Source organism: Fervidicoccus sp. SLHALR4 (assembly GCF_058692745.1).
Map to the genome: position 1 here is coordinate 1,293,744 of NZ_CP182483.1, position 24,448 is coordinate 1,318,191.

Here is a 24,448-nt window from a genome sequence, read left to right on the forward strand (position 1 = left end):
TCAGAACTCTACTCTTCGTGAAACTTTAAAAGGAGTCGGGTGCGAATAGACTTGATAAGTGGTCTCAATGAGGACTAAGCTTTTGTATCAAGATGATTCATACCTCAGAGAGGCGGAAGCAGAGGTCATAGACGGCTCTCCAGGGAGAGTTGTTCTGGACAGAACAGTCATTCACCCTAGATCTGGGGGGCTCGTTTCCGATACAGGGAAGCTGATAGCCGGAGACCGAGAGTTCAGAATCGCTGAAGCTGTGGAAGAGGGTGGCGAGGTCTACCACATTCTCTCGGAGCCAGCTCTCCTTGAGAAAGGAGCAAAGGTCAAAGTCGTTCTCGATTGGGAGAGGAGATACAGGATAATGAGAGCACACACGGCCCTCCACGTGCTTATCTCCATCTTCAACAGGACTGCCGGGGCTCTCGTGACTGGAAACCAGGTAACAGAAGACGTCTCTAGAGTGGATCTCAACCTGGAAAAGCCTGACAGAGACCTCGTCCTCTCCGTCATAAGCGAAGCCAACAGGATCCTGAAGGAGGGCCACAGGGTTAAGATCTACTATCTGAGCAGAGATGAGGCCATGAAGATCGAGGGGATAGTGAAGCTCGCCAAGGCCATGCCTCCAGATGTGGAGAAGCTGAGGATAGTCGAGATAGAGGGAGTGGATATACAGGCTGATGGAGGGCCGCACGTTTCAAACACCTCGGAAGTTGGGGAAATTGCCTTCATAAAGCTTGAAAATAAAGGGAAAAACAACAGAAGGATCTACTTCAGGCTCAACCCGTGATTTTTACAAGCCTCATTGCACAGCGAGGTTCTCCGCATCTCCGAGCAAGAGCTTAAAAAAGGGAGCGGTCAGCGGTCTTTCCAATTTCCTCTTGAAGCGCTACGAAGTGGTTATGAAGAAAATCGAGGAGAGGATGCTCTCTGTCCAATCTTCCCTTGAGAGGTCGAGCACCGCGTAGGCAGCAGATCTGTTGAAGTACGGCGGTCCTGTTCTAGAAAAGAGCGTCAGAACGGCTCCGCCGTGGTTGAACTTGTAGCCCATATCGCAGGCTTCATGCCCCCTCACTATCTGCTTCAGCCCGAACTTTTTCCTCGCCCACTCCGTTACCTTTGGGCCCCAGAGGTAGCCGGCTCCCCTCGGCGAAGGGAGCCTCACAACAGGATCATCTGTCGGGTCATTCCAGAGGAGCTCAACGGAAACCTTCATCCTCTCTTCGTCATCTCTTCCGCTGAGGTACTCCAAGACGCTCTCGCTCCTCTGGTAAGTCAGAGTAGGGATCCCTCCGTGGACAGCTGCGATCTCTCCGTTTATGATGGAAGCCATGGGAAGCAGCTCGAACAGCTCCCTGGCCTTCCAGTACAGCTCGCTCCCCTTCTCGTAGCCGAACCTCATGACGAGCTCTTCTGGAAAGTCGTGCGGATATGGAGAAACGCTGCTCAGGGGTTCGTGGTTTCCCCTGAGCACCACAACGCTACTAGGATAGAGGGACCAGACCTCGAGCGCAGTGAAGAGGGATTCAAGTTGCCTCGGTCCCCTGTCTATGTAGTCTCCCAGGAACACGAGGAAGGCCTCTTCCCTTTCCAGAGAAGAGACCTCGATCCTGCTGAGCATCTTGCTCAGCGTTTCCAGATCTCCGTGTATGTCCCCTATGAAGAAGACCCTGCCGCGGTACTCCCTCTCAGCGATCCTTTTATTCTTTTGATCTTTCATAGCAGCTGCGTATCCTTCAAGCTTTTCCCCCGCTTTCCTCGGGGAATCCACCGAATCATTAACGCTTCCCTTCACCAGCTCCCACAAGTTCACTTCCCCAGCGCCTCCGAGACAGCTTCGAAGAATTCATTTATCTTCTCCACTGGGATCCTGGCACCGCACGCCTGGGGATGCCCCCCAGCGTTCCCCCCGAACTTAGGGGCAAGCCTCATCGCTATTTCGTTCAGCCTCAGCGAAGCATCGGAAGCCCTCAAGCTCATTGAAGCCATCCCCTTCCTTATTTCGAAAGCGGCCCCGACCTTCTTCCCGGAAGCGGCCCTCGCGTAGGTAGCGGCCCTCGGCACGCTGCCGGGGGGATCTTGGACATAAGCCACTTCCCCAACAACTTTGTAGTGGCTTGAAACGTATTCGATGAGAGCCTTTTCGTTCCTGCTCATGAATATGCTGTTGACGACCAGCTCGCTTATAGAGCTCGGATCCTCTCCAGCAACGAGAGCCTTGACTATCTCCCTCTTCAGGTTGTGCTGCCTCCTCATGCCCTCGAGCCCCTGAGAAAGGACGCCTGCTTCGTAATATATGTAGCGCTTGTCCCAGTTGTCCAGAGCCCTCTTCGCCCATTCAGTATCATCCAGGTAGTCGCTGATAGCCCCGTAGAGAGCGATCTTCTCAAGCTCCCTGCTTTTCAGACCGCTTCCGCTGGAAGTTTTCTGAAGATAACGGAAAGTCAGCTCGGAAGCGCAGCAGCACTCGCTGTGCACGAAGCTCCCGGGGATCTCTCGAGGATCAAAGCCAGGGGGGATCGGGTGGTGATCTATGTAAACAACAGAACCGCCTTCTCTCGCTATGCGGCTGAGCTCCTCGATCACCTTCTCCGTCATCCCAGCCGAGAGGGCTATGTCCATTATTATCACGCTGTCTCCCCTTTCAACTATCCTCAAGTCCTCAGCGAGGCCCGCTGGGTGGGTGAAGTATATTCCCTTCACATCATCTCCCAAGACTGCTGAAGCAACAGCAGCGCTCGCTACTCCATCTCCATCTCCGTGGGAGAGAACCCACCACTTTTTCCCCAAAAAGAACCACCTCCAGCCTTCATCACAAAATCTTCTGCAAAATATTGGGAGCTCTCTCTATATAAAGTCTGGGAAAGCAGCTGTGTTCGAAGCTTTCAATTCCTCTGGGATGAGGTCAGTTTTATATAGCGTATTACTGATTAATGTTTAGAATCTGTCCAGTGGTGCTGAACGGTGTCAGACGATATCCCGCAGCTGATCAATGCATCAATGAAGAGCAAAGTTAAGCACATGATTGTTCCAATTGGAAGAACTCTGGGGGGCCTGTACAACCACACAAAGGCCGTATCGAACTTCGATATCCCGTCGAAGGACTCTCTCGAAAAGGGGATCCTAGACATCGGGATCGTTCACGAGCCGTCGAGCGAAGTGAGGCTGAGGGTCTGGATGGATGGAATTTCTCTTGCAAAGGAGTTCCGCCCCAACTTCAGCCTCAGCGTTGATGGAAGCATATTCTCATCCATTCTGATAGATGTCTCCCCCCTGCTGAAGAGAGAGGCCGCGAGGGCGAGGAGCAGAATCGTTGTTCTCAACAACGGCTCCTCTCCTTTTTTCGTGACCCACACTTCCATGTTCGCGCTCTTCGAGGGCGGGGGCGAAAAGAAGGTGATCTATCCTGGAGGGGGAATGCCTTTTGCAGGGGGAGAGTCGAGGGAGTTCAGGCTGGATGATGATAAGTACACCCTCGTGAAATTCAACGGGGTCTTCATAGCAAGGGATCCCCCTCACTCATTCGAAGTCCTCCTGAACGACAGGGTTGCGAGAGCTCTGGACATAATCAGAAAGGCGGAAGATGTTGAGCTGGCCTTTACCGCACCCGAGATCAGAGGAATAGCCTTGAGGAGGCTGAAGGACCTCCTCGGGAAGAAGAAGGGCCACACCATACTAGCTTCCATGAGCATAGTCGCGAGCAGGGAGGAGGAGCGCGAGATGGATCTTGAAGCCCACGTGAGGAGAGCCGAGGACGGCGATGTCGTTGTTCTTGCAAAGGTGAAGAACCTGACGGGGAGAACCATGAAGAGAGTTTCCCTCATAGGCCTCGCCTCCGGCATGGTCGTGAACAGGGAGTTCATAGGGGAGCTCATGCCCTATGCAGAAGTGAGCAGAGAGATGAGGGCGAAGACGCCTAAAGACTCAAAGTCCTACATCCTCCGCTTGATATGGAACGACGGCGGCGAGGCGAAGTTCATCGAAAAGAGATTTAAAGAAAGAAGCAGAGAGTAATTATGCTGATTCTGCAGGTGCGTGGTCTCATGGGCATAAGGAGGGTAGTCCTCGATGTTTTGATCCCGATAAGGGGCCTCGGAATCGAAGGGCTCGCTACAAGGATTGAGCGCGTGAAGGGCGTCGAATCCGTGAATATAACTGTGAAGGAGTTCGACGTCAATACTGAAACGCTGCTGGTCGTTGTAGAGGGAGAGGACATAGACATGGCGGAGCTCAAGGAAGCACTCGATGAGTTTGGGGCTGCTGTTCACGGAGTGGATCAGATCGTTGCTGGGAAGAGGACTGCTGAGATCCCCGATTACTTCTACGAATTCTGACCCATCATCCCAGCTGTGAATGATGGCTTTCTTCTTCTCTTCCTTTCGGGCGATCTTCCTTATGCATTGGCTGGTATAGCTGAGCAGGTAGAATTCTAACCTCGAAAATAAGCTCCACCAAAGGATTGAGCTGTCTCCCAGCTTTAGCCCTTCGCTTTCGAGCTGAGGCTCGTCGCCAACCTCAGCTTTTTTGGAGGAGAGGGCTCGATTCCCAGCTTTCCCATGAGCTCGCACAGCTTGCATATATCTCTCCCTATGCTTGTCGGCTCTCCGCAAAGCTTGCATGTCGGAAGCCTCTCGTACTTCGAAGATTCCATCCTCTTCAGAATAAGCGAATCGAATGTCTCCAATATAGAGAGCATTGAGCCCGGGGTTTCCTTCTCGAGCATGTAGAGCCAGTGCCTTATCCTGGCCCTCAGCGTTGGCTGGTGAATTATGTAGGGGCACTCCGTCTCCTGGAACCTGTAGCCGAGGACGTAGGAGTAGGCTGTAGCCTCTCTCTCATATATCTTCCTCATCGGCTTTATCCTCTGCACCAGGAGGTCGCTCAGCCTTGGGGCGAGGGGGTGCTGCCTGATCAGCCTCTCCGGATCCCCCCTCAGTATGTTCATGAATATTGTCTGGACTTCATCATCAAGGTTGTGAGCGGTTGCTGTCTTTGTTGCTCCAAGCTCCCTCGCAGCCACGTTTATGGCCCTCCTCCTCATTGCTCCGCAGAAAGTGCATGGAGAGAGCTCCTTCGTCTCGCTCCTCTCCCTCGCCATGCTTACAACCTCAGAGAGGGAGTAGCCAAAGATTTCCTTCAGGCTGGAAACGACGATCTCCACCCCCCTCTCCCGGGCGTACTGCTTCAGCCTATCTATGTACTCTTCCCTGTTGTACCCCGGGATCCCCTCCACTATGGAAAAGGCTATGAGCCTGCTTGGGCTGACTATGCTCGAAAGAGAATCAAGGAGGACGAAGCTGTCCTTCCCCCCGCTGAGGGCCAGCAGCACCGTGTCCCCTTCCTTTATCAGCTGGAAGCGCTCGATCTCCCCCCTGATCCTGTTCCTTACGTCCTCCACGAGGCATTTGCTGCACAGCTTCAAGCCTGTGTGGTGCTGGTAGTAGACAGCTTCATTAGCCCCGCACCTGTCGCACTTAACCATAGAAGCATCACGGCCAACATTTATATTCTGCATTAGCATCCATTTCTTCGGGTGCTGCTCATGGATGCTGTCAGCTATATTGGTATTATTGGGTTAATCTTGATATCTCTCGGCTGGGTCACTTCGATAAAAAACAAGCCTCCAGCTTCGCTGAGCGGGCTCTATTCTCTGGGAAGCCTCATGCTCTTCATCTACGCCTTCCTCCAGAGGGATGTAGTTTTTTCAGTCCTCAACTTCTTTGCAGTAACCGTAAGCGGCTACCAGTTTGTAGCGAAAGTGATCGAGGACAGAAGGAAAGGGCAAAAAAGCTCCTGATTATTTTATGACCTTTCCTCCCCTTATCACCTTTAGGGGCTTCTCGTGTCTCCATATGGCCTCGTAGACGCTTCCAGCGTTGAGTACGACTAGGTCTCCTCTCCCCCCAACTTTCAGCCCGTAGTCGCTTATCCTCATGGCCTTCGCCGCATTGTATGTTATCATGCTGAACAGGGTGTCCATGTCCTGGAGCGTCGTCATCCACAGGATGTGGGAGTTGAGGAACGCTATTTCAAGCATGTTGTTGTTTCCGTATGGATAGTATGCATCCGCTATGTCGTCCTGCCCAAGCGCGACGTTTACTCCTTGGGACAGGAAGAACTTGACGGGTATGTGCAGCGGCCCGGTGTGTGGATCAGTGACCAAGCTCATGTCGGCCATCTTGAGAAGCTGGGCAAGCTTCGTTAGGTAAGGCTTCGTGTACATGCTGGCAGCCCTCGCGTGGTTTGCAGTGACTCTCCCCTTCCAGTTCTCCTTAACAGCCTTCTTCGCAAGCTTCTCCGTGGTCCTGAGCCCCGGATCCCCTGTATCATCGGTGAGCATAGCTACATCTCTGTTGTGCTCCTTAGCTATCTCGAACATCCTGTCAATGTGGGCATCCTCGTCCTCGGAGGTTATCTCGATCCACGGGATCCCTCCCACGACATCTGCCCCCATCTCCACAGCCTTCCTCACGTACTCCTCAGCCCCCGGATCCCTCACAACTCCGTCCTGGGGGAACGCAACGACCTGTATCGTTATCTTGTCTTTGAGCTCATCCCTCACCCTCAGGAGGGCCTTTATCCCTTCAAGCTTCGCCTTCGTATCTGTATCGACGAACGCCCTTATGTACAGCGTCCCGTACTCTATGGCTTCGAGGGCAGCCCTCTTCGCATTCTCATATATCCACGATTCACTGTACTTCTCCTTTATCTTGGAGGCGAGCAGAATAGCGAGCTCGGATGTCCCCATCTCGCTCTCGTGGTAGTGCCTTATGGCCTCCTCCCCTATCATGAGGTACGTGTAGACCTTGCACATGTGCAGGTGGGCATCAACGAACGGAGGAGAGACGAGTTTCCCCCCAGCATCTATCTCTTCGTTCCCCTTCGCTTCAATCTTCTCTCTGATCTCGGCAATCTTCCCTTCTGAGATCGCTATATCCACGAGCCTGTTCGGAAACTCCCTCGTCTTCGCATTTCTGATTACAAGATCGTATTCAGGCAAGTCCTTACCACCTTTCATTTATTTGGTTAAAAAAATATAAAAATGTTGAGCCTGGGTATGCTGGAAAAATATATAGCTTCTTTTATCCGATAATAACAAAAAGCTGTTGCTTGAGCAGATCTTGGAAGGCAGGGGAAGTGCGTTTTGCCATGCTGCTGAGCGGTGAAGATGCCCTCGTAATCTCTGACTGGGACGCCGACGGCGCGGTCTCTGCAGCGATCCTCCTCTACCTCCAGAGCTCAGAGCTCTTCCCCCAGAAGAAGAAGCTGAACGTCAACCTCGTTCCTGGAGGGCCGAGGGATGCTCCCAGCATCCTGAAATCGATCGCGGGCTGCCCCTCATACATAGCATTTCTCGACATAGCGTGCAACCAGGGCATCCTCGACTCTCTGGGGAGCTTAAAAAGCAGGTGCCCCTCCACGGAGGTCATCTACATAGACCACCACTTCTCAACGCTCGAGTGCCTGAAGGAGCTCAGGCAGCACGTCTCTAAGCTGAGGGTGGGGAGCAGCAAGCCTACTTCAATGCACTTAGCTGAGATCGCCCACGAGCTCGGAAAGCCCCTTCCCGAGAGGCTTGAGGTCTTCGCAAAGGCTGTTGGCTACATAGAGCTGGGGAAGAGGCCTCCAGATGAGCTCATGAACGCGGTCTCGCTAGTTGCTTCCATAGCGAGGGCGCTCAAGCTCGAGAGGGACAGCAGCTTCTGGGTGAAAATGGTCAGGTGGATGTCCAATCCCCTCCCCATACCCATGAGCAAGGGAGACCTCGAAATACTCAACAGGGTAAGCGAGGAGGCGAAGAAGAGGGATGAAGAGCTCGAGAGGGCTGTGGAGGACTTCTCTATAGGGGCACAGAGGTGGGGCTGCTTCAGGTTCGTCGATGCGAGAAAGAAGTGGAGGAGGAGGGGGGTTTCGAGCCTTGCAACGAGGCTCTCCAGGAAGCTCAGGTCTCCAGTCGCCCTCCTCGCCTCGGTCAAGGGAGGGGAGATCCTAGTTATAAGGACGAGGAACAATGCCGCGAAGTTAATAGCAGATGAGCTCCTCTCTCAGGGCATAGGAACCGATGCTGGAGGGCATGGAAACATCGTTGTAGTAAAGCTTAAGGAGGGGTACAGCCTGGAGAAAATAAGGCAGATCCTAGTCACATCATGCAGGTACGTTTCGTGAGGCGGTTTTCATGGGGAAGTCGGATCACCTCTTGAAGAAATTCTTCCAGCTCAAGGAAACTGTTGGAATAGTCCCAGTTTTCTGGAAGGACGGGAAGGTCTCCTGGCTCGACGTGACCCAGATCCCTTGGAAGGAGGAGTACGTGGAAACTTCGAGCGTTGAGAGGCTGGCTGAAGCCATAGTCAGGCTCGAGATAAGGGGGGCCCCGGCCATTGGGATAGCTACAGCCCTCGGCATAGCCATGGCGGCCCACAATTCCAAGGGAAAGGCAGAAGACGTAATCAAAGATACTTTGAAAGCTGCAGAAAGGCTCTCGAGAACGAGGCCCACTGCAGTGAACCTGTTCTGGGCCATAGAGAGGATGAAGAAGAAAATAGAGGAGGCCTCGAACCTCAGCGCAGATGACATAAAGGAGGAGCTGCTGGCTGAAGCCCTCTCGATACACATAGAGGACATAGAAGGGAACCTGAAGATGGGGGAGATCGGGGAATCTCTATTCGAGAGCGGGGACAGGATCCTTACCCACTGCAACACGGGATCTCTTGCTACAGGAGGCTACGGAACTGCTCTTGGAGTCATAAAGACTGCCTGGAGGAAGGGGAAGGAGATCTCCGTAGTTGCTGATGAGACGAGGCCTCTCTTGCAGGGAGCGAGGCTCACGGCTTGGGAGCTTGAAAAGGAGGGGATCCCCTACAGGCTCATCACCGATGGAATGGTAGGATACGCATTCGCAAACAGACTAGCCAACAAGGCAATCGTTGGGGCTGACAGAATCCTCATGAGCGGCCACGTCATTAACAAGATCGGGACCTACGTAGTTGCTTCAATGGCCCACATCCACGGCTACCCATTCTACGTCGCTGCCCCAACATCCACAATCGACAGAAAAACAAAAGTTGAGGATGTGAAGATAGAGAACAGGTCGGAGGATGAAGTAACAACCGTTCTCGGGAAGCTCAGGATAGCTCCGGAGAAGGCGAGAGCATACAACCCCGCCTTCGACATAACTCCTCCTGAGTTTGTAGCTGCTATTGTTACAGAGAAGGGCATAGCCAGGGGAAGCTGGGAAGATTCTCTCAAAAAGCTGCTCGATTAGCAATGAAGGCCCAGAATTTTTTTGGCAATCAATTCCAGAGCAAAAACTCTCTCGGCCTTCTTCTCTTCATCACCCGAAGGCCCCATTGATATACCTCTCCGTCAGCTCCGACGATGGGCTCCTGAATATTCGCTCAGCCCTGTCGCTCTCAACGATCCTACCGTTGTACATGAACAGTACGTAATCGGACACCCTTCGCGCCTGGTGGGGGTTGTGGGTAACGAGGACGATGGTCGTTTCCTCCTTCAATCCGCTGAGCAGCTCCTCTATCTTCGAAGTAGCTACAGGATCCAGATTGGAAGTAGGCTCATCCATCAGCAGAATTTTCGGCTTCATAGCTAGAGCTCTTGCTATGCACAGCCTCTGCTGCTGACCTCCCGACAGCTTCGAGGCTTGAACATGCAGCCTGTCCTTGACCTCTTCCCATAGGTAGGCCTTTTCCAGAGCCCACCTGACTATCTCATCGAGCTCTCTCTTGTTTCGGACGTAGCGGTTTATCTTGGGCCCCAGAGCAACATTATCATAAATAGAGAGATGAGGCAGGGGGTTGGGTATCTGGAAAACCATGCCAACCAATCTTCTGACCTCTATAGCATCAGTGGAGGGAGAATATACTTCGACGCCGTCGACGAATATCTTCCCTTCAACGCTCACATCCTCGTACAAATCGAGGAGCCTGTTTATTGCCCTGAGCAGGGTGGACTTGCCGCTTCCGGAGGGGCCCATAATTGTGAATATCGAGTTATTTGGAACATCGAAGGATACCCCCTTTATTATCTCTCTGCCCCCGATCCTCACCTTCAAATCCCTCACTCTGAGAATCGGCTTGCTCACGGAGATCACCTCTTCCCAGCAAGGGCGCGGGATGCAGCGAAGAGGGAGAGCGTCATGAGAAGGAGAACGAAGGCCGCTGCCCAGCTCAGGTTCACCCAGTTCTCATAGGGGGAAGCGGCGAAGTTGTATATGGCAAGGGTCAGAGTTCCTATAGGCTTCAAGAGGAAGCCGGGCTCGCTGTATGTGTAGTAGTCGCTTCCAAAAGCAGTGAATAATAGAGAAGCTGTTTCCCCCAGCATCCTGGCAACCCCAATGGTTATTGAGGCGAAGAATGCGGATCTGATATACCCCAGCAGGACAGTTGAAGTCCTGAACCTCGAAGCTCCAACGGAGTAGACGGCTTCCCTTATGTTAGCCGGAATGCTCCTGAGGGCATCCTCTATTTGCGAAAATATATACGGGACCGCTACGAGGACGAGGGCTATTATACCAGAAAGAGCGCTGAATCCCGGAATACTTGAACCGGTCAGTTTTCCTGCAGCTACCACAATTTCATAGACTGTGAGCCCGATTATTATCGTTGGGAATTCAATGAGCATGTTGGAGAAGAGCTTCGTAGCTCTCCCCAACCTCCTCTCTCCCCTCGATATGGACTCTGAGGTGAAGACAGCAGCGCTCAGAGCTAAAGCCACGGCAATCAGCGATGCAATTCCAGTGAGCAGCAGAGATCCGAATATGTAAGGGCCTATTCCCCCCACATCGGTTGTTCCTGGGATCGGACGAGTTTCTGTGAATATCCCTGGAAAGTTTGAAGAGATCACCCTGATTCCATTGACCGATATGCTTCCTATCAAGTGGAGGATGGGCAGTATGGATATTATGAATACTGCAGACAAAAAAGCCAGCATCACGTTTGACTTCACCTTCCTCAGCTTAAGGTCGTTCATAGCTTTTCACCAAAGAAGCGCGCAATGAGCAAGTTTATCACTGCGCTCAGTGCAAACAGGATCAAGGCTGCCCCGAAGATGGCGCTCTCCATGTATTCGTAGGAGCCCGCGTTCATGTATTGGTTAGCTATGAGGCTCGATATTGTGTAGCCTGGGTTGAAGATCTTGTAGAAGTCCGGCGCCACCATATTTCCAACGACTAAAGCAACTGCGGCGGTCTCTCCAATGGCCCTCCCGTACGCCACGAGGACGGCGGAAATGATGCTCCTCCTGATGTAGCTGATCTCTGCCCTTATGTACTCCCATCTGGTCATGCCGAGGGATATGAGGGCCTCCTTTATTGCTGGGGGGACTGAATAAAGCCTCTCCCTTATGATGCTCGTTGCAAAAGGGAGCACCATGATCGCTAGAACAACCGATGCTGAGAACAGCGAAGTCCCCAAACCCCTGGGGATTCCCAGCACAGGCCCGAAAGCCCTGTAGAAGGGATCCATTACGTACGCCTTCAGAATGGGGGAGAGGATGAGGAGCCCCCAGAGGCCGTATATGACGCTGGGGATGGCCGCAGCAGCATCTATGAGAGCGGAAAAGGCGCTCTTCATCCTCTTGGGAATGAGCTCCACAATTGCAACAGAGGAGGCGATGGAGAGGAACAAGGAGAGGCTCACCGCAATTGCTGCTGTGAGAAGAGTGCCCCCAACTGCAAAGAGCACTCCGTACCTCTCTACCGCAGGATTCCAGGTGCTCTGAGTCAGAAAGCTCAAGCCTTCCCTCTGGAAGATCGACTCGCTCTTATAAAAGAGGACCGCCGCTGCAAGCGCAACGGCAGCTATTATAACTATGTTCGAAATTTTGAAGAATGAAAAAACATCTGATCTTTTCCTGGCCTTCAAGCGGAAGCCACCTCCTACTTCACATTAATAGCCTTGAGCTGGTCGACGAAGACCTGAGCGAATTGAGAAGGCAGAGGAAGGTAGCCCTGAACTATGTATTTTTCCTTCTGCCCCTCGGTAAGGGCCCATATGAGGAATGCTTGAAGGACTTGAAGCTTGCTCGGCTGAATATCCAGCCTCAGCGTTATTATTGGAGTACCGACAATCGGATACGACAGCTGCCCTCCAGTGTTGAGGAGCTTCGCTGCATAATCCCCCCAGTATTCGCCCTGCTTCGGTATGTTGGAGAAATCTACGCTGTTCAGCGCTGAGGAAACCGTCGTGGTATTTGGAAGTACGAAATTGCCGTATTTGTTCTTGAGCAATGCCATGCTGAGGTTGAGGCTTATGGCATAACCATATTCCACATAGCTCAGAGAGTACGGGGTTGACTTGACCGTCGCAGAGACTCCTTCGCTTCCTTTGGCGCCTAGCCCAAACCCCATGCTGTCCCTGGGCCACTGAACCGTGTATCCATGCCCCACGGTCGAGTTCCACTCGCTGCTGAGCATCGAGAGGTAGGTTGTGAAGAGCGCGGTCGTCCCGCTCCCGTCCGATCTATGGACTCCTATAATCTCCTTGTGGGGAAGCTGGGAAGCGCACTGCGCAGACTGAAGCTCCTTTATCCTGCTGTCGTCCCAATAAATTATCTTCCCCATGTATATGTCTGCCAGAACTTCTCCGGTGAGCTTAATTGGCCCGCAGGAAGAGTCATTCCACTCAGGAACGTTGTACACTATCGCTGTAGCCCCAGCTATTATCGGTATCTGGAGGAAGGATGCATTAGCTGCTTTGAGCTTGCTTACTGACTGATTGCTTATAGGAACATCTGTCCCCGAGAAGTCCAGAGAGCCATCGAGCAGCTTTGATTCGCCGGCACCGCTCCCAATCGACTGGTAGTTTATCACGATATTCGAATCATTGTGCATGTCAACGAAAACCTTTATCCAAGCTTGCATCTGCGGGTTTATGAAGGAGGAACCGCCTCCCGTAACTACCACATTTTTCGGCAGTGACTGCGTTGCGGTAGGTGAATAAGTAGTTGTCGAAACAGCAGTCGAACTTGTTGCTGGAGCGGTTGTCTGCTGCTGCGGTGTGCTAGAAGTTGCAGTTGCAGAGCTAATCGCCGAAGAGCTTGGTTGAGTCCCAGTCGGAGATTGCGCATGCTTGCTTTCGTAGAAGTAATAAGCTCCCGCTGCTAAAGCAATTAGCAGTATTATGCCAGATATACTAATTAAGGACGTTTTATATATATTTGACATTAATTCCCACCTAATTTAGGTACTTTTTATTATGATTTCTTCTATATTAGCATCTTCAGCCAAAATTTATAAATTTATTGAGCCAAAAAAAGCGGAAAAGCAAATTGTTTGTAATTATATAAAAATACTTCTGTAATCTATATATCTATATAAAAAGCTCTTGATAAAGCTTCAACTTGTCACGAGATTAAAATCAAACATGAAATTTTAGTGTTGACAAAGGCATAAAATCGCTTCAATTTGGTTCCACATTGAAGCGCCAAATGCTCCAGCTTCTGTTATCGTTGCTTTTAAATCTTTCAATTCATTCTTCATTGATACAGCTTTCAAGAGGTGAGAATATGTCATTTCCTCAAGCTCAGCCTTTCAATTCATTCTTCATTGATACAAATATTATTTCTTGATATGGCGCTTTTTTCAGATAAAGCTTTCAATTCATTCTCAATTGATACCAGATGTGGAGAAAAGCTGAGAGCGTATATATGCAGAATTTCTTTCAATTCATTCTCAATTGATACGAGCTTCATCTTGTAGAAATAGTCCACATATTTGTCGAATACTTTCAATTCATTCTCAATTGATACAGAGATGAGTTTGGCCGAACCGAGCTGTTTTACATAGACGCCTTTCAATTCATTCTTCATTGATACATGTATTTCAATGCCTGCAACTTATGCTATGGCATATTATAACTTTCAATTCATTCTTCATTGATACGAGTTGGGATCGAACATCACTGAGAACACCCCGCTTGGCAGCTTTCAATTCATTCTTCATTGATACCCCCGAGAAATGCAGGCCATATTTGATTGAGTATCTGAACTTTCTATTCATTCTTCATTGATACCAGCTTGCTGTTGGGGTTCAACCACGGGTTTCTTGCCCACCTTTCAATTCATTCTTCATTGATACTGAGTTATTATAACGGGGAGGTTAGGGCAGAGAAGTTGTTCTTTCAATTCATTCTTCATTGATACAGATCTTGCAGATGTAGGTGCCGTTTGTGTCTGCTTTTACTTTCAATTCATTCTTCATTGATACACGAAAACTAATGTTTTATGGGCTCTTCGCACCTCAATAACTTTCAATTCATTCTTCATTGATACCTTCTTATGGAGCAATTAGAAACCCCCAGAAAATCATGAGTTCTTTCAATTCATTCTTCATTGATACAGCGCACACAGGCACGTTGAACACATATACATGAGTTCGCTCTTTCAATTCATTCTTCATTGATACAAAAGGAAAAGGCTTTTTATCAGAAGTGTTTTACGCTCTTTCAATTCATTCTTCATTGATACTCCGAATTGCCGAACTTTTACGAACCGCAAGCATTTAGGCTTTCAATTCATTCTTCATTGATACAGGTCACTCGAACCACTGACATACTCAACGCTATTATATGAATCTTTCAATTCATTCTTCATTGATACTGAACCGATGGGAATAGCGGATGAAAGATCTTTGTATTCCTTTCAATTCATTCTTCATTGATACACAACTTATTTGACCAATTAGGTGATAAGTTGATTAGTAACTTTCAATTCATTCTTCATTGATACACGTTTAATGTAAACATAACAGGATCCAGCACAACGCTTAACTTTCAATTCATTCTTCATTGATACATGGAAACAATCCGGAATATGCTCTATTAGTAGAATATCTCCTTTCAATTCATTCTTCATTGATACTCCTTTGCTTTCTGCACCTTCAGCTCAATCTCATCATTTCTTTCAATTCATTCTTCATTGATACCGAGGTCCTTCGGGGCTTCTGTGCGGACCCTTCTCTCCTTTTATAATTCCCCACGCTTCCTTTAATACTTTTCATCTGGAGGAGTGCAGACAGCCATGGTGAGGTCATGCGCGGCACTCCTCCGAAGAAAAATTATTTTTAAGTAAACAATCGAAGGATCCAAATAGTTGATGCTCCTATGTGGGTTATCATTGAGTTCGGCCTATCTTCTCAATCTGCTGGAACAATGCCCTGGTTTGTTGGCCACGAAAGCAGATCTGCTTTCATATCGCTGGCTTCCGCATTCAACCAAGATCTTGGAAGCCTTCTTCATGATTGTATTGACTTCGGCGGTACCAGGCGCTCAGTTTATTCATTGAAGCCATTAACTTTCACCTCTAATTTTAAGCTAGTCTTTCCTAACAACTTCAGAAAATACCCTGTGGATGGAAACGTTGTCTTTGCCCCTCAAGCATCAGCTGTTATGTCCGTTGCCCTATTCGATGAAAAACTGGCTAGCAATCTGGTTACTCAGCTAGTAACAAAAGCCCATGGAATGAAGTTAAGCATCAAGGGATACGAGTTCAGCATTGAGAGGATAAGCCTCAGCTTGGTTGAACCGATGCAGCTCCTGGACTCTCAACCCAATGATGCGGAGGAGATCGACCTGAAGTTCATAACGCCGACATATTTCAATCCATTGCATGGAGATATGAAGTACAAGATCATAGTTCCAGACTTGACTTTAATGCTGGCCTCTCAATTATCCCTTCTCCACAGAACGCTCGGGTTGAGCCTCCCTAGACCCGAGGAGCTGAGCAGCGAAATTTTTCTGAGCGGAGTAGATATAAAGACCCCGTACATAAAGGAGATGAGCGGCGAGGCGCCTACAGGTTTCGTCGGCTGGGCAAAGATTAGATTCAAAGAACAGGCGAAGCCGGAGACCAGAAAGCTGATAGCTTGGCTGTTGAAGATCGGCGAGGTTACCAACATAGGAGGCAACAGAAGCGGCGGCTATGGGGTTGTCAAAGTGGAGCTCAGTGGAAAGGGAGAAGCAGAAAGGGACAAAAGAAGCGAAAGTAACTTAACAATTCATTCTTAATTGATATGGTGTAGTTTATTCCATGCGTCAGGTCCAAGATTATAGGCTTTCAATTCATTCTTCATTGATACTAGGTTTTTTAAAAGAGCTGTAAATCTAGCATCTGTTATCTTTCAATTCATTCTGTATTGATACATCTTTCTTCTGAAACTCTTTTATGCTGAGCATCTCAGAACTTTCAATTCATTCTGCATTGATACGCAATATGATAATAACATAGGAACTTTTAAATGTAATGGTCTTTCAATTCATTCTTCGTTGATACGGGAGCAAAGAGTGCGGTAGTGAGCGGAACCTATGTTGCTGCTCCTTTCAATTCATTCTTAATTGATACCTGAGACTTTGAAGCTGAGAAGGATCCTCGAGGAGGCCATCACTTTCAATTCATTCTTAATTGATACGTATACATCTCCGCTGTACCCCATACCCCTATCTATCCTTTCAATTCATTCTTAATTGATACCGATAATAGACCGCGCGGTGAATGATATCAACACTACGCTCTTTCAATTCATTCTTAATTGATACTTGTGAAAAAAGCAAAGAGCCATTATTTTGCTATATGATACTTTCAATTCATTCTTAATTGATACGGAACTGTTGCTTCCCCTTCTTCGGGTTGCGGTATTTCTTTCAATTCATTCTTAATTGATACTCTCTAATCTCTTGAAGTCGATTGTTTCGATATCGCCTACTTTCAATTCATTCTTAATTGATACGTTTTGATTCCAACTTTCTTCATTCCTTCTTCAACATCTTTCAATTCATTCTTAATTGATACCCAAGCAAAAAAGCCGTTGCATCTAAGGATAGATTCAAAGCCCTTTCAATTCATTCTTAATTGATACGAGTGAAAAAGAAAGTGAGTTTCAAAAAGAAATAGAAACTTTCAATTCATTCTTAATTGATACTTCTTAATATTAATATATGGAATATTGAGGTGGATTGAACTTTCAATTCATTCTTAATTGATACTCGTTCTGAGATAACGTTTTCGTGCGGGGTGTACTGCATAGTCTTTCAATTCATTCTTAATTGATACAAAGTAGATCCTAAAACATTTGCTCAGAATTGGGCGAATCTTTCAATTCATTCTTAATTGATACGTTGTTCAAATAACGGAATCATGGACTGGCGGCTGGAGCGAGCCTTTCAATTCATTCTTAATTGATACTGAGGTCCTTCGGGGCTTCTGTGCGGACCTTTCTCTCCTTTTATAATTCCCCACGCTTCCTTTAATACTTTTCATCTGGAGGAGTGCAGACAGCCATGGTGAGGTCATGCGCGGCACTCCTCCGAAGAAAAAGAGCTCCTCATCTCAGCAGAGCTTTGAGCTGATAACCATTCATTTACGAGCTCTTTTTTCAGCAAATTTGAAGCTAAAAGTTTCCGCGTTGAAAACCCCTTTCTACAAGATTCTGTCTCCCTTACCCTAAGCGTATTTTATACAAATACAGATAAAAATTAGCTTTGGTAGATAAAATGGAAAACTCTACAAAGTTGTGCTTATTGGCTTAAGCTCATATATTTTTAAACATCCTCTATTAAGTCAGTAAAATCCTGTACAGCAATTTAAAAACTCCTTTGTTTTCGACTGTTTTCGTTGAAATAAAATTTTTATATTGAAGCGCCCAAGAAATAGTTGGTGCTTAATTTTGAGCCGACCGGAAATATACGAAATATCTAAGGTTCTAGCGGCTCTAACCATAGAGCGGGAAAGCTTCACTTATATAGATAAGCTTTCTCAAGCTTCATCGAAGGATGTTGCTCTTTATTATATTAGAGAGGCATTGAGAGACTTTTACTCATTGCTGAATAGAGGGTTTGAAAAAGCTAAAGATATAGCCTCCTACATATCATTTACTGATTTAGAAAAAGAGTTAAATGAAATTAGAGAAGCAAAAAGTATCGCTGATCTGAGGGAAGTTGTATCACTGATATCAGCACAAGCGCTATCAGAGGCAGCTAAAATTGAAAGGAAAATGCAGAACGAACCAACAAAGAGTGGAGGTGGGCAGTAATGGTATACGTATCGGTAAGAGGAAGGATTTGGCTCCAGGCTGAAGCTGCTAATATGGTTGAAAGCGTAGGGAACTATGTGAAGCAAAGGAGAGTTCCTGTTATGGTAAAAGAGGGAGGGAATTACTTGACATTTTTTGTTCCAGCGATATCTGGTGAAAGCATTGCCCACGCATATCAGGTAGTTTTGGCCGAAGAGCTCAAAAAGCTGAATGAGAATGTTTGTCCGCTCTGCGAGAAGGGGATTTTCCTCAAAAGCACTAATGCTGAAGTCTACAATATGGTAACAAAGAGTGAACCCCCGAAGAAGACCGAAAAGAAAGGGCAAAAGTCCGGACAAAAACAAGAAGAAACGGAAAAAGAAGTTGAAGAAAATGCAGAAAAAGAAATTGAAGAAAAAATAGTAGCTAACTGTGGGGTTGAAGATATAGGCGGTTTTCTATATGCTGGAAATCCCAACGTGAAGAGAACCTCCAGCTTCTTCACTGGATACATGATTCCAGTCAGGGAAGTGCTTAAGGCTACTTCCATAGACCCTCAGCTTCACAGCAGATATGCTTTGGGAACCAAGTTCGTGTCGATGAGTGAAGGAGGGAGCTCAAGCGGTCAGATGGTATACTATGTTGAAGTATCCTCTGCGCTATTCACGTTCTCATTTGACCTGGATACCAGGTTCATCGGAAAGCATACCTTTCACGCAGACAGCTATGGACAGTTGATTAACGGACTGAAAAATGAAAATGTAAAAAACAGAGCAATCGCAGCTTTAAACGCATTGCAGAGGCTCCTGATAGAGTTCCCAATAGGGGCTAAAAGAACGCGATTCAACCCTGCCGATCTCAGCTGGGAGTCGGTAGCAATAGCAGTATCAGGTGATGTCTTCACGTTGCCAAGCAGCTTCACAAAGGATTACATGGCCCGCGGGATTCAGAAAAAAGCGAAGGTCAGTTTTGAGACCAAAATATACGGGTACTCAGATGAGGGGTGTGCTTTTACAGATGGTGATGTAAGATGCGGTAGCACTCCTGAAGAAGCTATAACTGAAGCTATCAAAGATGCAAAAGGGAGAATTTAATGCGCGGGTTTTTAGTGGATGTAGAATTTGTTTGGGGATTTCAAGCAAGAATAGCCGGGATGAGTAAAGCATCTTCATCATTCCCGTATCCTCCACCTTCCACTATATTGGGGGCAATAATAGAAGCCTATTCGATAAGAAAAGGGAGAGGAGAAGGAGATTTTTTGAAAATTTTGGAGGAATTTACCAATCACTTGATTGCCCTTACTTACAGGTCGCTAAACGCTATTCCAATAACTTATCAAGATATTAATAGAATTCTAGCAATCGGCCAGAGAGGTGGAGTACCCTATCCATCAATTAAGAAACCTTATGGTTCTTTTGATGCTCCAGCGCGTGGCAAAACGGTTCTGGTATCTACAGATGATTCACCGCCGAGACTTAGATTTGCCTTGATAACTGATGATATAATAGATATCCAGCCTGAAGACTTGTGGAAGATAAAGAGAATAGGATCAAAGGAAAGTTTAGTGTCTGTGGTAGATGTAGTTGAAGTCACTCCTCAGAAAATAAGCAATACAACAGCAAATGAATTTAGAGTTGTAACCGGGGTAAATAACTCTATACCTTTACTTAACGGAACAGAAGTTCAAGAAGTTAGAGGAAACTACATAGCGGAGTATTTCGTTAACATCTATAGAAAACCTCTTATCGAATCTCCTTCTAAACTTTACATAACAAGTACTATGGGTTCTGAAAGCAAGGATATAATTCAATATATCTTGGGAATACCATTAGGCATTGAGAAATTCCAAGCTAAAGTCAAGCTAGGTAATGGGTTAGCTGGTTATAAAATGCGTGATGAGGTGGTCATTGGCCTTGAAGATTGAAGTAAGAATACCATCGAGCCCATCGGTAGTTGCCTCGTTCTTATACGAAGGCTTGCTCAAGGTAAGGTCAATTTGTTCAAGCGACGCAGAACCTGAATGCTTAAAAAGCATTTGGTCAGAATTAGAAAAAAAGTTAGAAAAAAGAAAAATCGCCTTTCGTTTTGTAGGAAATGATATGAAAAGTGTTAATAAAATATTAGACCTATGTAAAGACCTACAAGCTTCTAACCTTGGAAACGAGGGAAAAGGATCTTTTCTTATTTTCGTAGAATGTATTAAAAAGTTAGGACTTAAAGAAATTTCAATTTCTCAAAAAATATTTTCAAAAATGCAGTTGATTGGCAACGAAGAGTTTCTAAAAAATCCTTCTAAGGCTAAACAAAACGGGTACTCATTCCAAATAATGAAGACTGATAGGTATCAGGGCATAGTCAGTTTAGAATTAGGACTGATAAATGAGCAGATAACAGTCTATTCGGATCTGCCGTCTACTTATCTTTTCTTTTTAGGATTGGTATCGTCTTTAGTAGCCGATGTTAATAAAGAGGAATACTACTTTTTGCTTTTCGATCCATCAGTGATACCTCAAGCATTAGAAAGACCAACTGATTTTATTTCCTTTAAGAAGATTGTAGAAGACGAAGTATCCGAAACGATAAGTAGTCTGAAAGGATGGTCCGAAGAAATATTAACTCTATTTATATTGCTCAATCCAAAAATAATCGAAGAAATGAAAAGTAAAGAACTAGGTTCAGTAGCCAGCTTTAGATTGTTAAGGATAAAGCATGAAGGAAACGCCTATAAAGTGTACAATGATATACCTTTCAGCATATATGCCAAGCAGAAAATCTATGAGAACTTAAACATAATTAGATCTTTACATAAAAGTGTTAAAGATTTAACGCCTTCAGCATCGAAGTTCTTGCGAAGGAATGATGATACAGGAGAAGGTCTTCATTCTTACTTAGCATTGAAGCATCTATATGCATTCGTTACTACTGGCGATTACTCTTTCTTAGCTAGATACTACAGAGAACTTTGGGAAGCATACAAGGGAGCAGATAAAAAAGCAAGTGGTGAAAATGAGTGGTATTTGGCCATAGCCTCCAGATTCTTTACGAATACGAAACCGTCGACAGATATCTAAGAGAGAAATACATTTCTAAATACAAGCATAGACCTTTTTTAGAAAAAGCTATAGATGAGCTTGGACGCTCAGAACCAGATGAGAGAGTATTCATTACTGCTCCGACTGGCTACGGCAAAACAGCTCTTTCGATGGCCGTATCACTAGACTCCTTAACAAATGGTTATAAAGCGATAGTATCGTATCCTCTCAAGGCTTTAATCGAAGATCAAGCTGAAAAATTTAGGGAACTCCTTGAATGGTATTTTCCTGGGAAATCAAACGACATTGTTGGTATCAGAATGATGGGCATTAGAGAATCTCCGTATCTAATTCACCCCGTTACTTTGTCAACCATCGACACGCTGTCATTAACAGCTATCGGGATCTCTCCGGAAGACTTGTCAAAAGTCTTTGGAAGCCTTCAAGACTCTATCCACAAGACTTCCGGACACTACCTCTTCTCCTGGGCCTCAGTTTGGCTTTCGACTATAGTCCTGGATGAGGTGCATCTGCTCTACGATGCATCCAAATCCTTGAGCTTTTTGGTTGCTATGCTGTGGATAAGCAGCAAAGTCGGAAATCAAATGATCTTTATGTCTGCTACCATGCCTGATAGCTTCATACAATCCATTAAAGAAGCAACCAAACCATTCAACCCGGGCATTAAAGTGAAACACATCTCCATGAAAGAAGATGATGACCCTGAATTTTACAACGAACGGTCTAGCAAGAACTACCTCATAAATTTAGAGCCCTTGAGAACCGAAGAAAAATTTGAAAAGATCGAATCTTTCCTAAATGGCTCCAGCTACCGCAAAGCTTTAGTAGTGTTCAACACTGTTGAGGATGCGGTTAAGTTTTACCAAATGCTTCCGAGCAATGAGAAAATAGTTATTCACTCCAGGCTGACCGAAGACGACAAAAGAAAAAGAGTTAATGAAGTCAGGTCTGATGATAGCCCTTACAGAGTAGTAATAACTACGCAGGTCGTTGAAGCGGGTCTGGATATATCAGCTGATCTCCTCATTACAGAAGTAGCTCCACCCAACTCTTTGGCGCAGAGGTTCGGCAGATTTCTCAGGAGATGGGGGGAGAAGTGCCCGGATCGCCATCGGTGCGCCTACATCTGGTATGAAGAAAATGAATTGGACAGTAAAGAACGCTATAAGGTATATGATGCCGGCTTGGTAAAGGAAACTGTAAAATACCTTAGCGATTACAGAGATCTGAACTTGCACATAGGATATGAGGATTTTTTAAACCGCATTTACAGCCAAGCTCCTAAGTTTGACAACAGAATGCTGAGTGAGATCGTTAGCATCTGGTTCAATCAGAGCAAGGCATCGGAATCCGCCATCGAAGTGCTCTTGAAAAATGAGGGCTCTTTGATAAGGGATGGTGCTCTTTTCAGCGTAGTAGCAGAGGACAGTATCGAACTATCTGTTGATTATAGCTTCCTCAAACGTAGATGCGTGAACAGCAATGAAAAGGGATTTGCCAAATGCCCCAATGATATCCAAGACGCGGTAATCAAATCTCTGAAAGGATTGAAATTCAGAGTTAATGGAGTTTACAATAAAGAGGTGGGCCTTCTGTGAAACCTGTTTATGCGTACTACTCGAATGACACTCAATACGAAACCCTGAGAGATCACATTCGTGAAGCTTTGAAAGTGGCTGAAAAAATGGAAAGAGTTTCTAACTACGGTTCTAAGTTAAGCAAAAATTTTCCACTGATTCTCAAGCTGAGTATAGTTCTACACGATTCAGGAAAAGTTGTTTTCAACCAATACTTTTTCAATCCAAATAGGGAATTAAGTTTCCGAGGACATGAATTCATTTCTGCATGGTTCGCTTATAATCTTGGTGAAGTCGCTGAAAAAAGCATCAGTAAGCCGTCGAGGAGTGAATGGGATGTAATAGCATTTTCTATAATCAACCACCACCATCCAATGCGGATTTTCGACAGATGCAGAGCTCTCTATGAAGAAACTTTTTCCCGATATATAATAAATGAAGAGACCATTGAGCTTTTTATTAAAGAGATGGAAATAGATGAAATCTCGAAAGATGAAGAAATGCGTGAAATATTAGAATTCTTCAAAAATGATAGTTTTCTGGAGAAGATAAGAGGGCATAGCCTGAAGACGATAGCGGAATATGTGTGTGGAGATTACGGCCTCTACAACAATTTGTGGCGTAGAGTGTGGTTTAATGCGGAGCCAAAGATAAGGCAGCTGTTCTTGCTCAACGAGCAGGCTCTCGTGGCTGCAGACTATTATTCGGCCTCAATCAACAGGGGGGAGGCTGAATCAGAGTTTGGGAAGGCCGCTCTCCACTTCGTGAAGCTGTATTCCTCTACCTACCACTTAGCCTTGAATGGGATGTAGATAGTTTTATCCCTGATGGCCTTCGCAAATTTTCTCGACTGCTGCATTATTAAATTCGATAGCGGTGGTTTCGACGTTTTAAGCCATTCATTTATGTCTCTCCACAAAGCCTTTACCGCTTCTCTCCGCTCATCTTCCCGATCCGAGTTGAGCTTAAAAAGCTCCTGAGGCTCATTCCTGGCCTTTTTTATAGCAATCCTGTCAACAACTACAGGCCTGAACTCTTCCATAAGGTCGTAAACTAAACTCATCCTGCCAGGCCTCCTTGCATGGAGGAACCCTATGTATGGATTTAGCCCAGCTGCAAAAGCAGCTTTCCACACCTCTCTAGCTAGTGCTGCGTAGCCGACATTTAGAGCGGCGTTTAGGGGGTCAGGCTTTTCTCGGGGCTTCAGATCCCACTTCTTGAGCCTTCTCTCAAATCCCAGCTTCTTAGGAACTAACTTCTTAACCGCCTTCCAGTATATGTACGCCGCATTCGCTTCGACTTTCCCTGCTTCCCTCCAGTCGTTGGTGCGCTTGACTTCTTCTATTTTCTGTTCGAGCTGTTTTACAGCTTCCCTTACTTCTGGGATCTCTTTACCAGAAGCAGCAGAAGTCTTCATGAACGTCTTCAATATAGCTTTCTGGTTGTTTATCTTCCCCTCAACAATGCTCTTGGCTATCTCAGCTCTCCTAGCCTTGTTGATCGACTGCTTTATCTGCTTAGCCCAAAGCTCCATAGATCCGCCATAAGTCGCAGGTATCAATCTAGCTACCGGTTTGTTGGAAAAGATGAAGGTTAAATCTATTCCATACCTTCCAGCAAGCTTTATGGCTGCCGCTGTTATCGAGACGCCCTCCACAGCTATCACGATTGCATCGACCACGGAGAAAGGAACCTTGGCCAAGGTCTTCCACTCACCCTTTTCTTTAGCTCTTACTTCAAAAACTCCCTCTTTAGCCCCCAGAACTGCCCCATATCTGTCTATGTAGAGAATTCTTCCATTGCCGCTCATT

At 46.6% G+C, this 24,448-nt stretch carries 21 protein-coding genes, 1 pseudogene and 2 CRISPR repeat arrays; of the genes and pseudogenes, 13 read left to right on the forward strand and 9 right to left on the reverse strand.

Going from position 1 to position 24,448, the window contains the following annotated elements; all coding sequences use genetic code 11:
* Positions 1-67 precede the first annotated feature (67 nt).
* Entirely contained in the window at positions 68-781 is a 714-nt protein-coding gene (gene alaXM, locus ACLGLO_RS07045; protein WP_492128187.1) for an alanyl-tRNA editing protein AlaXM, read from the forward strand.
* 99 nt (positions 782-880) lie between these two features.
* On the opposite strand, the gene ACLGLO_RS07050 is transcribed toward alaXM, so the two are convergent.
* Both ACLGLO_RS07050 and ACLGLO_RS07055 read right to left on the reverse strand, forming a co-directional pair.
* Positions 881-1,804: a metallophosphoesterase family protein gene (locus tag ACLGLO_RS07050; protein WP_492128188.1), complete on the reverse strand. Its 924-nt coding sequence runs from the start codon at positions 1,802-1,804 to the stop codon at positions 881-883.
* The gene (locus ACLGLO_RS07055; RefSeq protein WP_492128189.1) at positions 1,801-2,781 is read right to left on the reverse strand and encodes a DHHA1 domain-containing protein; all 981 of its coding nucleotides are present in this window, start codon (positions 2,779-2,781) and stop codon (positions 1,801-1,803) included. Before ACLGLO_RS07055 ends, ACLGLO_RS07050 begins: the two co-directional genes overlap by 4 nt.
* A gap of 174 nt (positions 2,782-2,955) precedes the next feature.
* Between ACLGLO_RS07055 and ACLGLO_RS07060 the strand changes: the two genes are divergently transcribed.
* Positions 2,956-4,005, forward strand: a complete 1,050-nt coding sequence (locus tag ACLGLO_RS07060) for a hypothetical protein (RefSeq protein ID WP_492128190.1) — start codon at positions 2,956-2,958, stop codon at positions 4,003-4,005.
* Positions 4,006-4,034: 29 nt separating this feature from the next.
* Positions 4,035-4,325, forward strand: a complete 291-nt coding sequence (locus ACLGLO_RS07065; protein ID WP_492128191.1) for a DUF211 domain-containing protein — start codon at positions 4,035-4,037, stop codon at positions 4,323-4,325.
* A 143-nt stretch (positions 4,326-4,468) separates the two neighbouring features.
* Here ACLGLO_RS07065 and ACLGLO_RS07070 read toward each other — a convergent pair whose 3' ends face one another.
* Positions 4,469-5,473, reverse strand: coding sequence for a TIGR00269 family protein (locus tag ACLGLO_RS07070; RefSeq protein WP_492128192.1), 1,005 nt, complete (start codon positions 5,471-5,473; stop codon positions 4,469-4,471).
* Positions 5,474-5,533: 60 nt separating this feature from the next.
* Here ACLGLO_RS07070 and ACLGLO_RS07075 point away from each other — a divergent pair, with 60 nt between their 5' ends.
* Positions 5,534-5,788, forward strand: coding sequence for a hypothetical protein (locus ACLGLO_RS07075; RefSeq protein WP_492128193.1), 255 nt, complete (start codon positions 5,534-5,536; stop codon positions 5,786-5,788).
* Here ACLGLO_RS07075 and ACLGLO_RS07080 read toward each other — a convergent pair whose 3' ends face one another.
* On the reverse strand, positions 5,789-6,991 hold the full coding sequence (locus ACLGLO_RS07080) for an amidohydrolase family protein (RefSeq protein ID WP_492128194.1): 1,203 nt from the start codon (positions 6,989-6,991) through the stop codon (positions 5,789-5,791). It abuts the gene before it with no gap.
* A gap of 110 nt (positions 6,992-7,101) precedes the next feature.
* On the opposite strand from ACLGLO_RS07080, the gene ACLGLO_RS07085 reads away from it, so the two are divergent.
* Together ACLGLO_RS07085 and mtnA are read left to right on the forward strand one after the other, a co-directional pair.
* A complete protein-coding gene (locus ACLGLO_RS07085; RefSeq protein WP_492128195.1) occupies positions 7,102-8,157 on the forward strand; it encodes a hypothetical protein in 1,056 nt (351 codons plus the stop codon).
* 10 nt (positions 8,158-8,167) lie between these two features.
* Positions 8,168-9,253 (forward strand): S-methyl-5-thioribose-1-phosphate isomerase, encoded by a 1,086-nt coding sequence (gene mtnA, locus ACLGLO_RS07090; RefSeq protein WP_492128196.1) that lies wholly within the window; start codon positions 8,168-8,170, stop codon positions 9,251-9,253.
* A gap of 69 nt (positions 9,254-9,322) precedes the next feature.
* On the opposite strand, the gene ACLGLO_RS07095 is transcribed toward mtnA, so the two are convergent.
* The 4 genes from ACLGLO_RS07095 to pstS are packed head-to-tail and all read right to left on the reverse strand — an operon-like array spanning position 9,323 to position 13,168.
* On the reverse strand, positions 9,323-10,087 hold the full coding sequence (locus ACLGLO_RS07095; protein WP_492128197.1) for a phosphate ABC transporter ATP-binding protein: 765 nt from the start codon (positions 10,085-10,087) through the stop codon (positions 9,323-9,325).
* Positions 10,088-10,092: 5 nt separating this feature from the next.
* Positions 10,093-10,974 (reverse strand): PstA family ABC transporter permease, encoded by an 882-nt coding sequence (locus ACLGLO_RS07100; protein ID WP_492128198.1) that lies wholly within the window; start codon positions 10,972-10,974, stop codon positions 10,093-10,095.
* A complete protein-coding gene (pstC, locus tag ACLGLO_RS07105; protein ID WP_492128199.1) occupies positions 10,971-11,867 on the reverse strand; it encodes a phosphate ABC transporter permease subunit PstC in 897 nt (298 codons plus the stop codon). Before pstC ends, ACLGLO_RS07100 begins: the two co-directional genes overlap by 4 nt.
* A 14-nt stretch (positions 11,868-11,881) precedes the next feature.
* Complete coding sequence (gene pstS / locus ACLGLO_RS07110) at positions 11,882-13,168, reverse strand: phosphate ABC transporter substrate-binding protein PstS (protein ID WP_492128200.1); 1,287 nt, start codon at positions 13,166-13,168, stop codon at positions 11,882-11,884.
* A gap of 296 nt (positions 13,169-13,464) precedes the next feature.
* Positions 13,465-14,927: direct repeats of the CRISPR family, unit length 25 nt; unit sequence CTTTCAATTCATTCTTCATTGATAC.
* 690 nt (positions 14,928-15,617) lie between these two features.
* On the opposite strand from pstS, the pseudogene ACLGLO_RS07115 reads away from it, so the two are divergent.
* From ACLGLO_RS07115 to ACLGLO_RS07145, 7 genes and pseudogenes are all read left to right on the forward strand, one after another.
* Positions 15,618-15,872, forward strand: a pseudogene (locus ACLGLO_RS07115) (hypothetical protein); the annotation flags it as partial.
* 117 nt (positions 15,873-15,989) lie between these two features.
* A CRISPR array of direct repeats spans positions 15,990-17,181; the repeat unit is 25 nt; unit sequence CTTTCAATTCATTCTTCATTGATAC.
* Between the two features lie 481 nt (positions 17,182-17,662).
* Complete coding sequence (locus ACLGLO_RS07120) at positions 17,663-18,028, forward strand: type I-A CRISPR-associated protein Csa5 (protein WP_492128201.1); 366 nt, start codon at positions 17,663-17,665, stop codon at positions 18,026-18,028.
* Positions 18,028-19,101 (forward strand): type I-A CRISPR-associated protein Cas7/Csa2, encoded by a 1,074-nt coding sequence (cas7a, locus tag ACLGLO_RS07125; protein ID WP_492128202.1) that lies wholly within the window; start codon positions 18,028-18,030, stop codon positions 19,099-19,101. The genes ACLGLO_RS07120 and cas7a overlap by 1 nt, the downstream gene beginning before the upstream one ends.
* Before the next feature lie 14 nt (positions 19,102-19,115).
* Positions 19,116-19,931, forward strand: coding sequence for a CRISPR-associated protein Cas5 (cas5, locus tag ACLGLO_RS07130; protein ID WP_492128203.1), 816 nt, complete (start codon positions 19,116-19,118; stop codon positions 19,929-19,931).
* On the forward strand, positions 19,921-21,078 hold the full coding sequence (locus tag ACLGLO_RS07135; RefSeq protein ID WP_492128204.1) for a hypothetical protein: 1,158 nt from the start codon (positions 19,921-19,923) through the stop codon (positions 21,076-21,078). Before cas5 ends, ACLGLO_RS07135 begins: the two co-directional genes overlap by 11 nt.
* Positions 21,018-22,658, forward strand: a complete 1,641-nt coding sequence (cas3, locus tag ACLGLO_RS07140) for a CRISPR-associated helicase Cas3' (RefSeq protein ID WP_492128205.1) — start codon at positions 21,018-21,020, stop codon at positions 22,656-22,658. The genes ACLGLO_RS07135 and cas3 overlap by 61 nt, the downstream gene beginning before the upstream one ends.
* Entirely contained in the window at positions 22,655-23,449 is a 795-nt protein-coding gene (locus ACLGLO_RS07145; RefSeq protein WP_492128206.1) for a CRISPR-associated endonuclease Cas3'', read from the forward strand. Before cas3 ends, ACLGLO_RS07145 begins: the two co-directional genes overlap by 4 nt.
* Here the strand turns inward: ACLGLO_RS07145 and cas1 are convergent.
* A complete protein-coding gene (cas1, locus tag ACLGLO_RS07150) occupies positions 23,422-24,447 on the reverse strand; it encodes a CRISPR-associated endonuclease Cas1 (protein WP_492128207.1) in 1,026 nt (341 codons plus the stop codon). The two genes, ACLGLO_RS07145 and cas1, sit on opposite strands and share 28 nt — an antisense overlap.
* Between the last annotated feature and the right edge of the window lies 1 nt (position 24,448).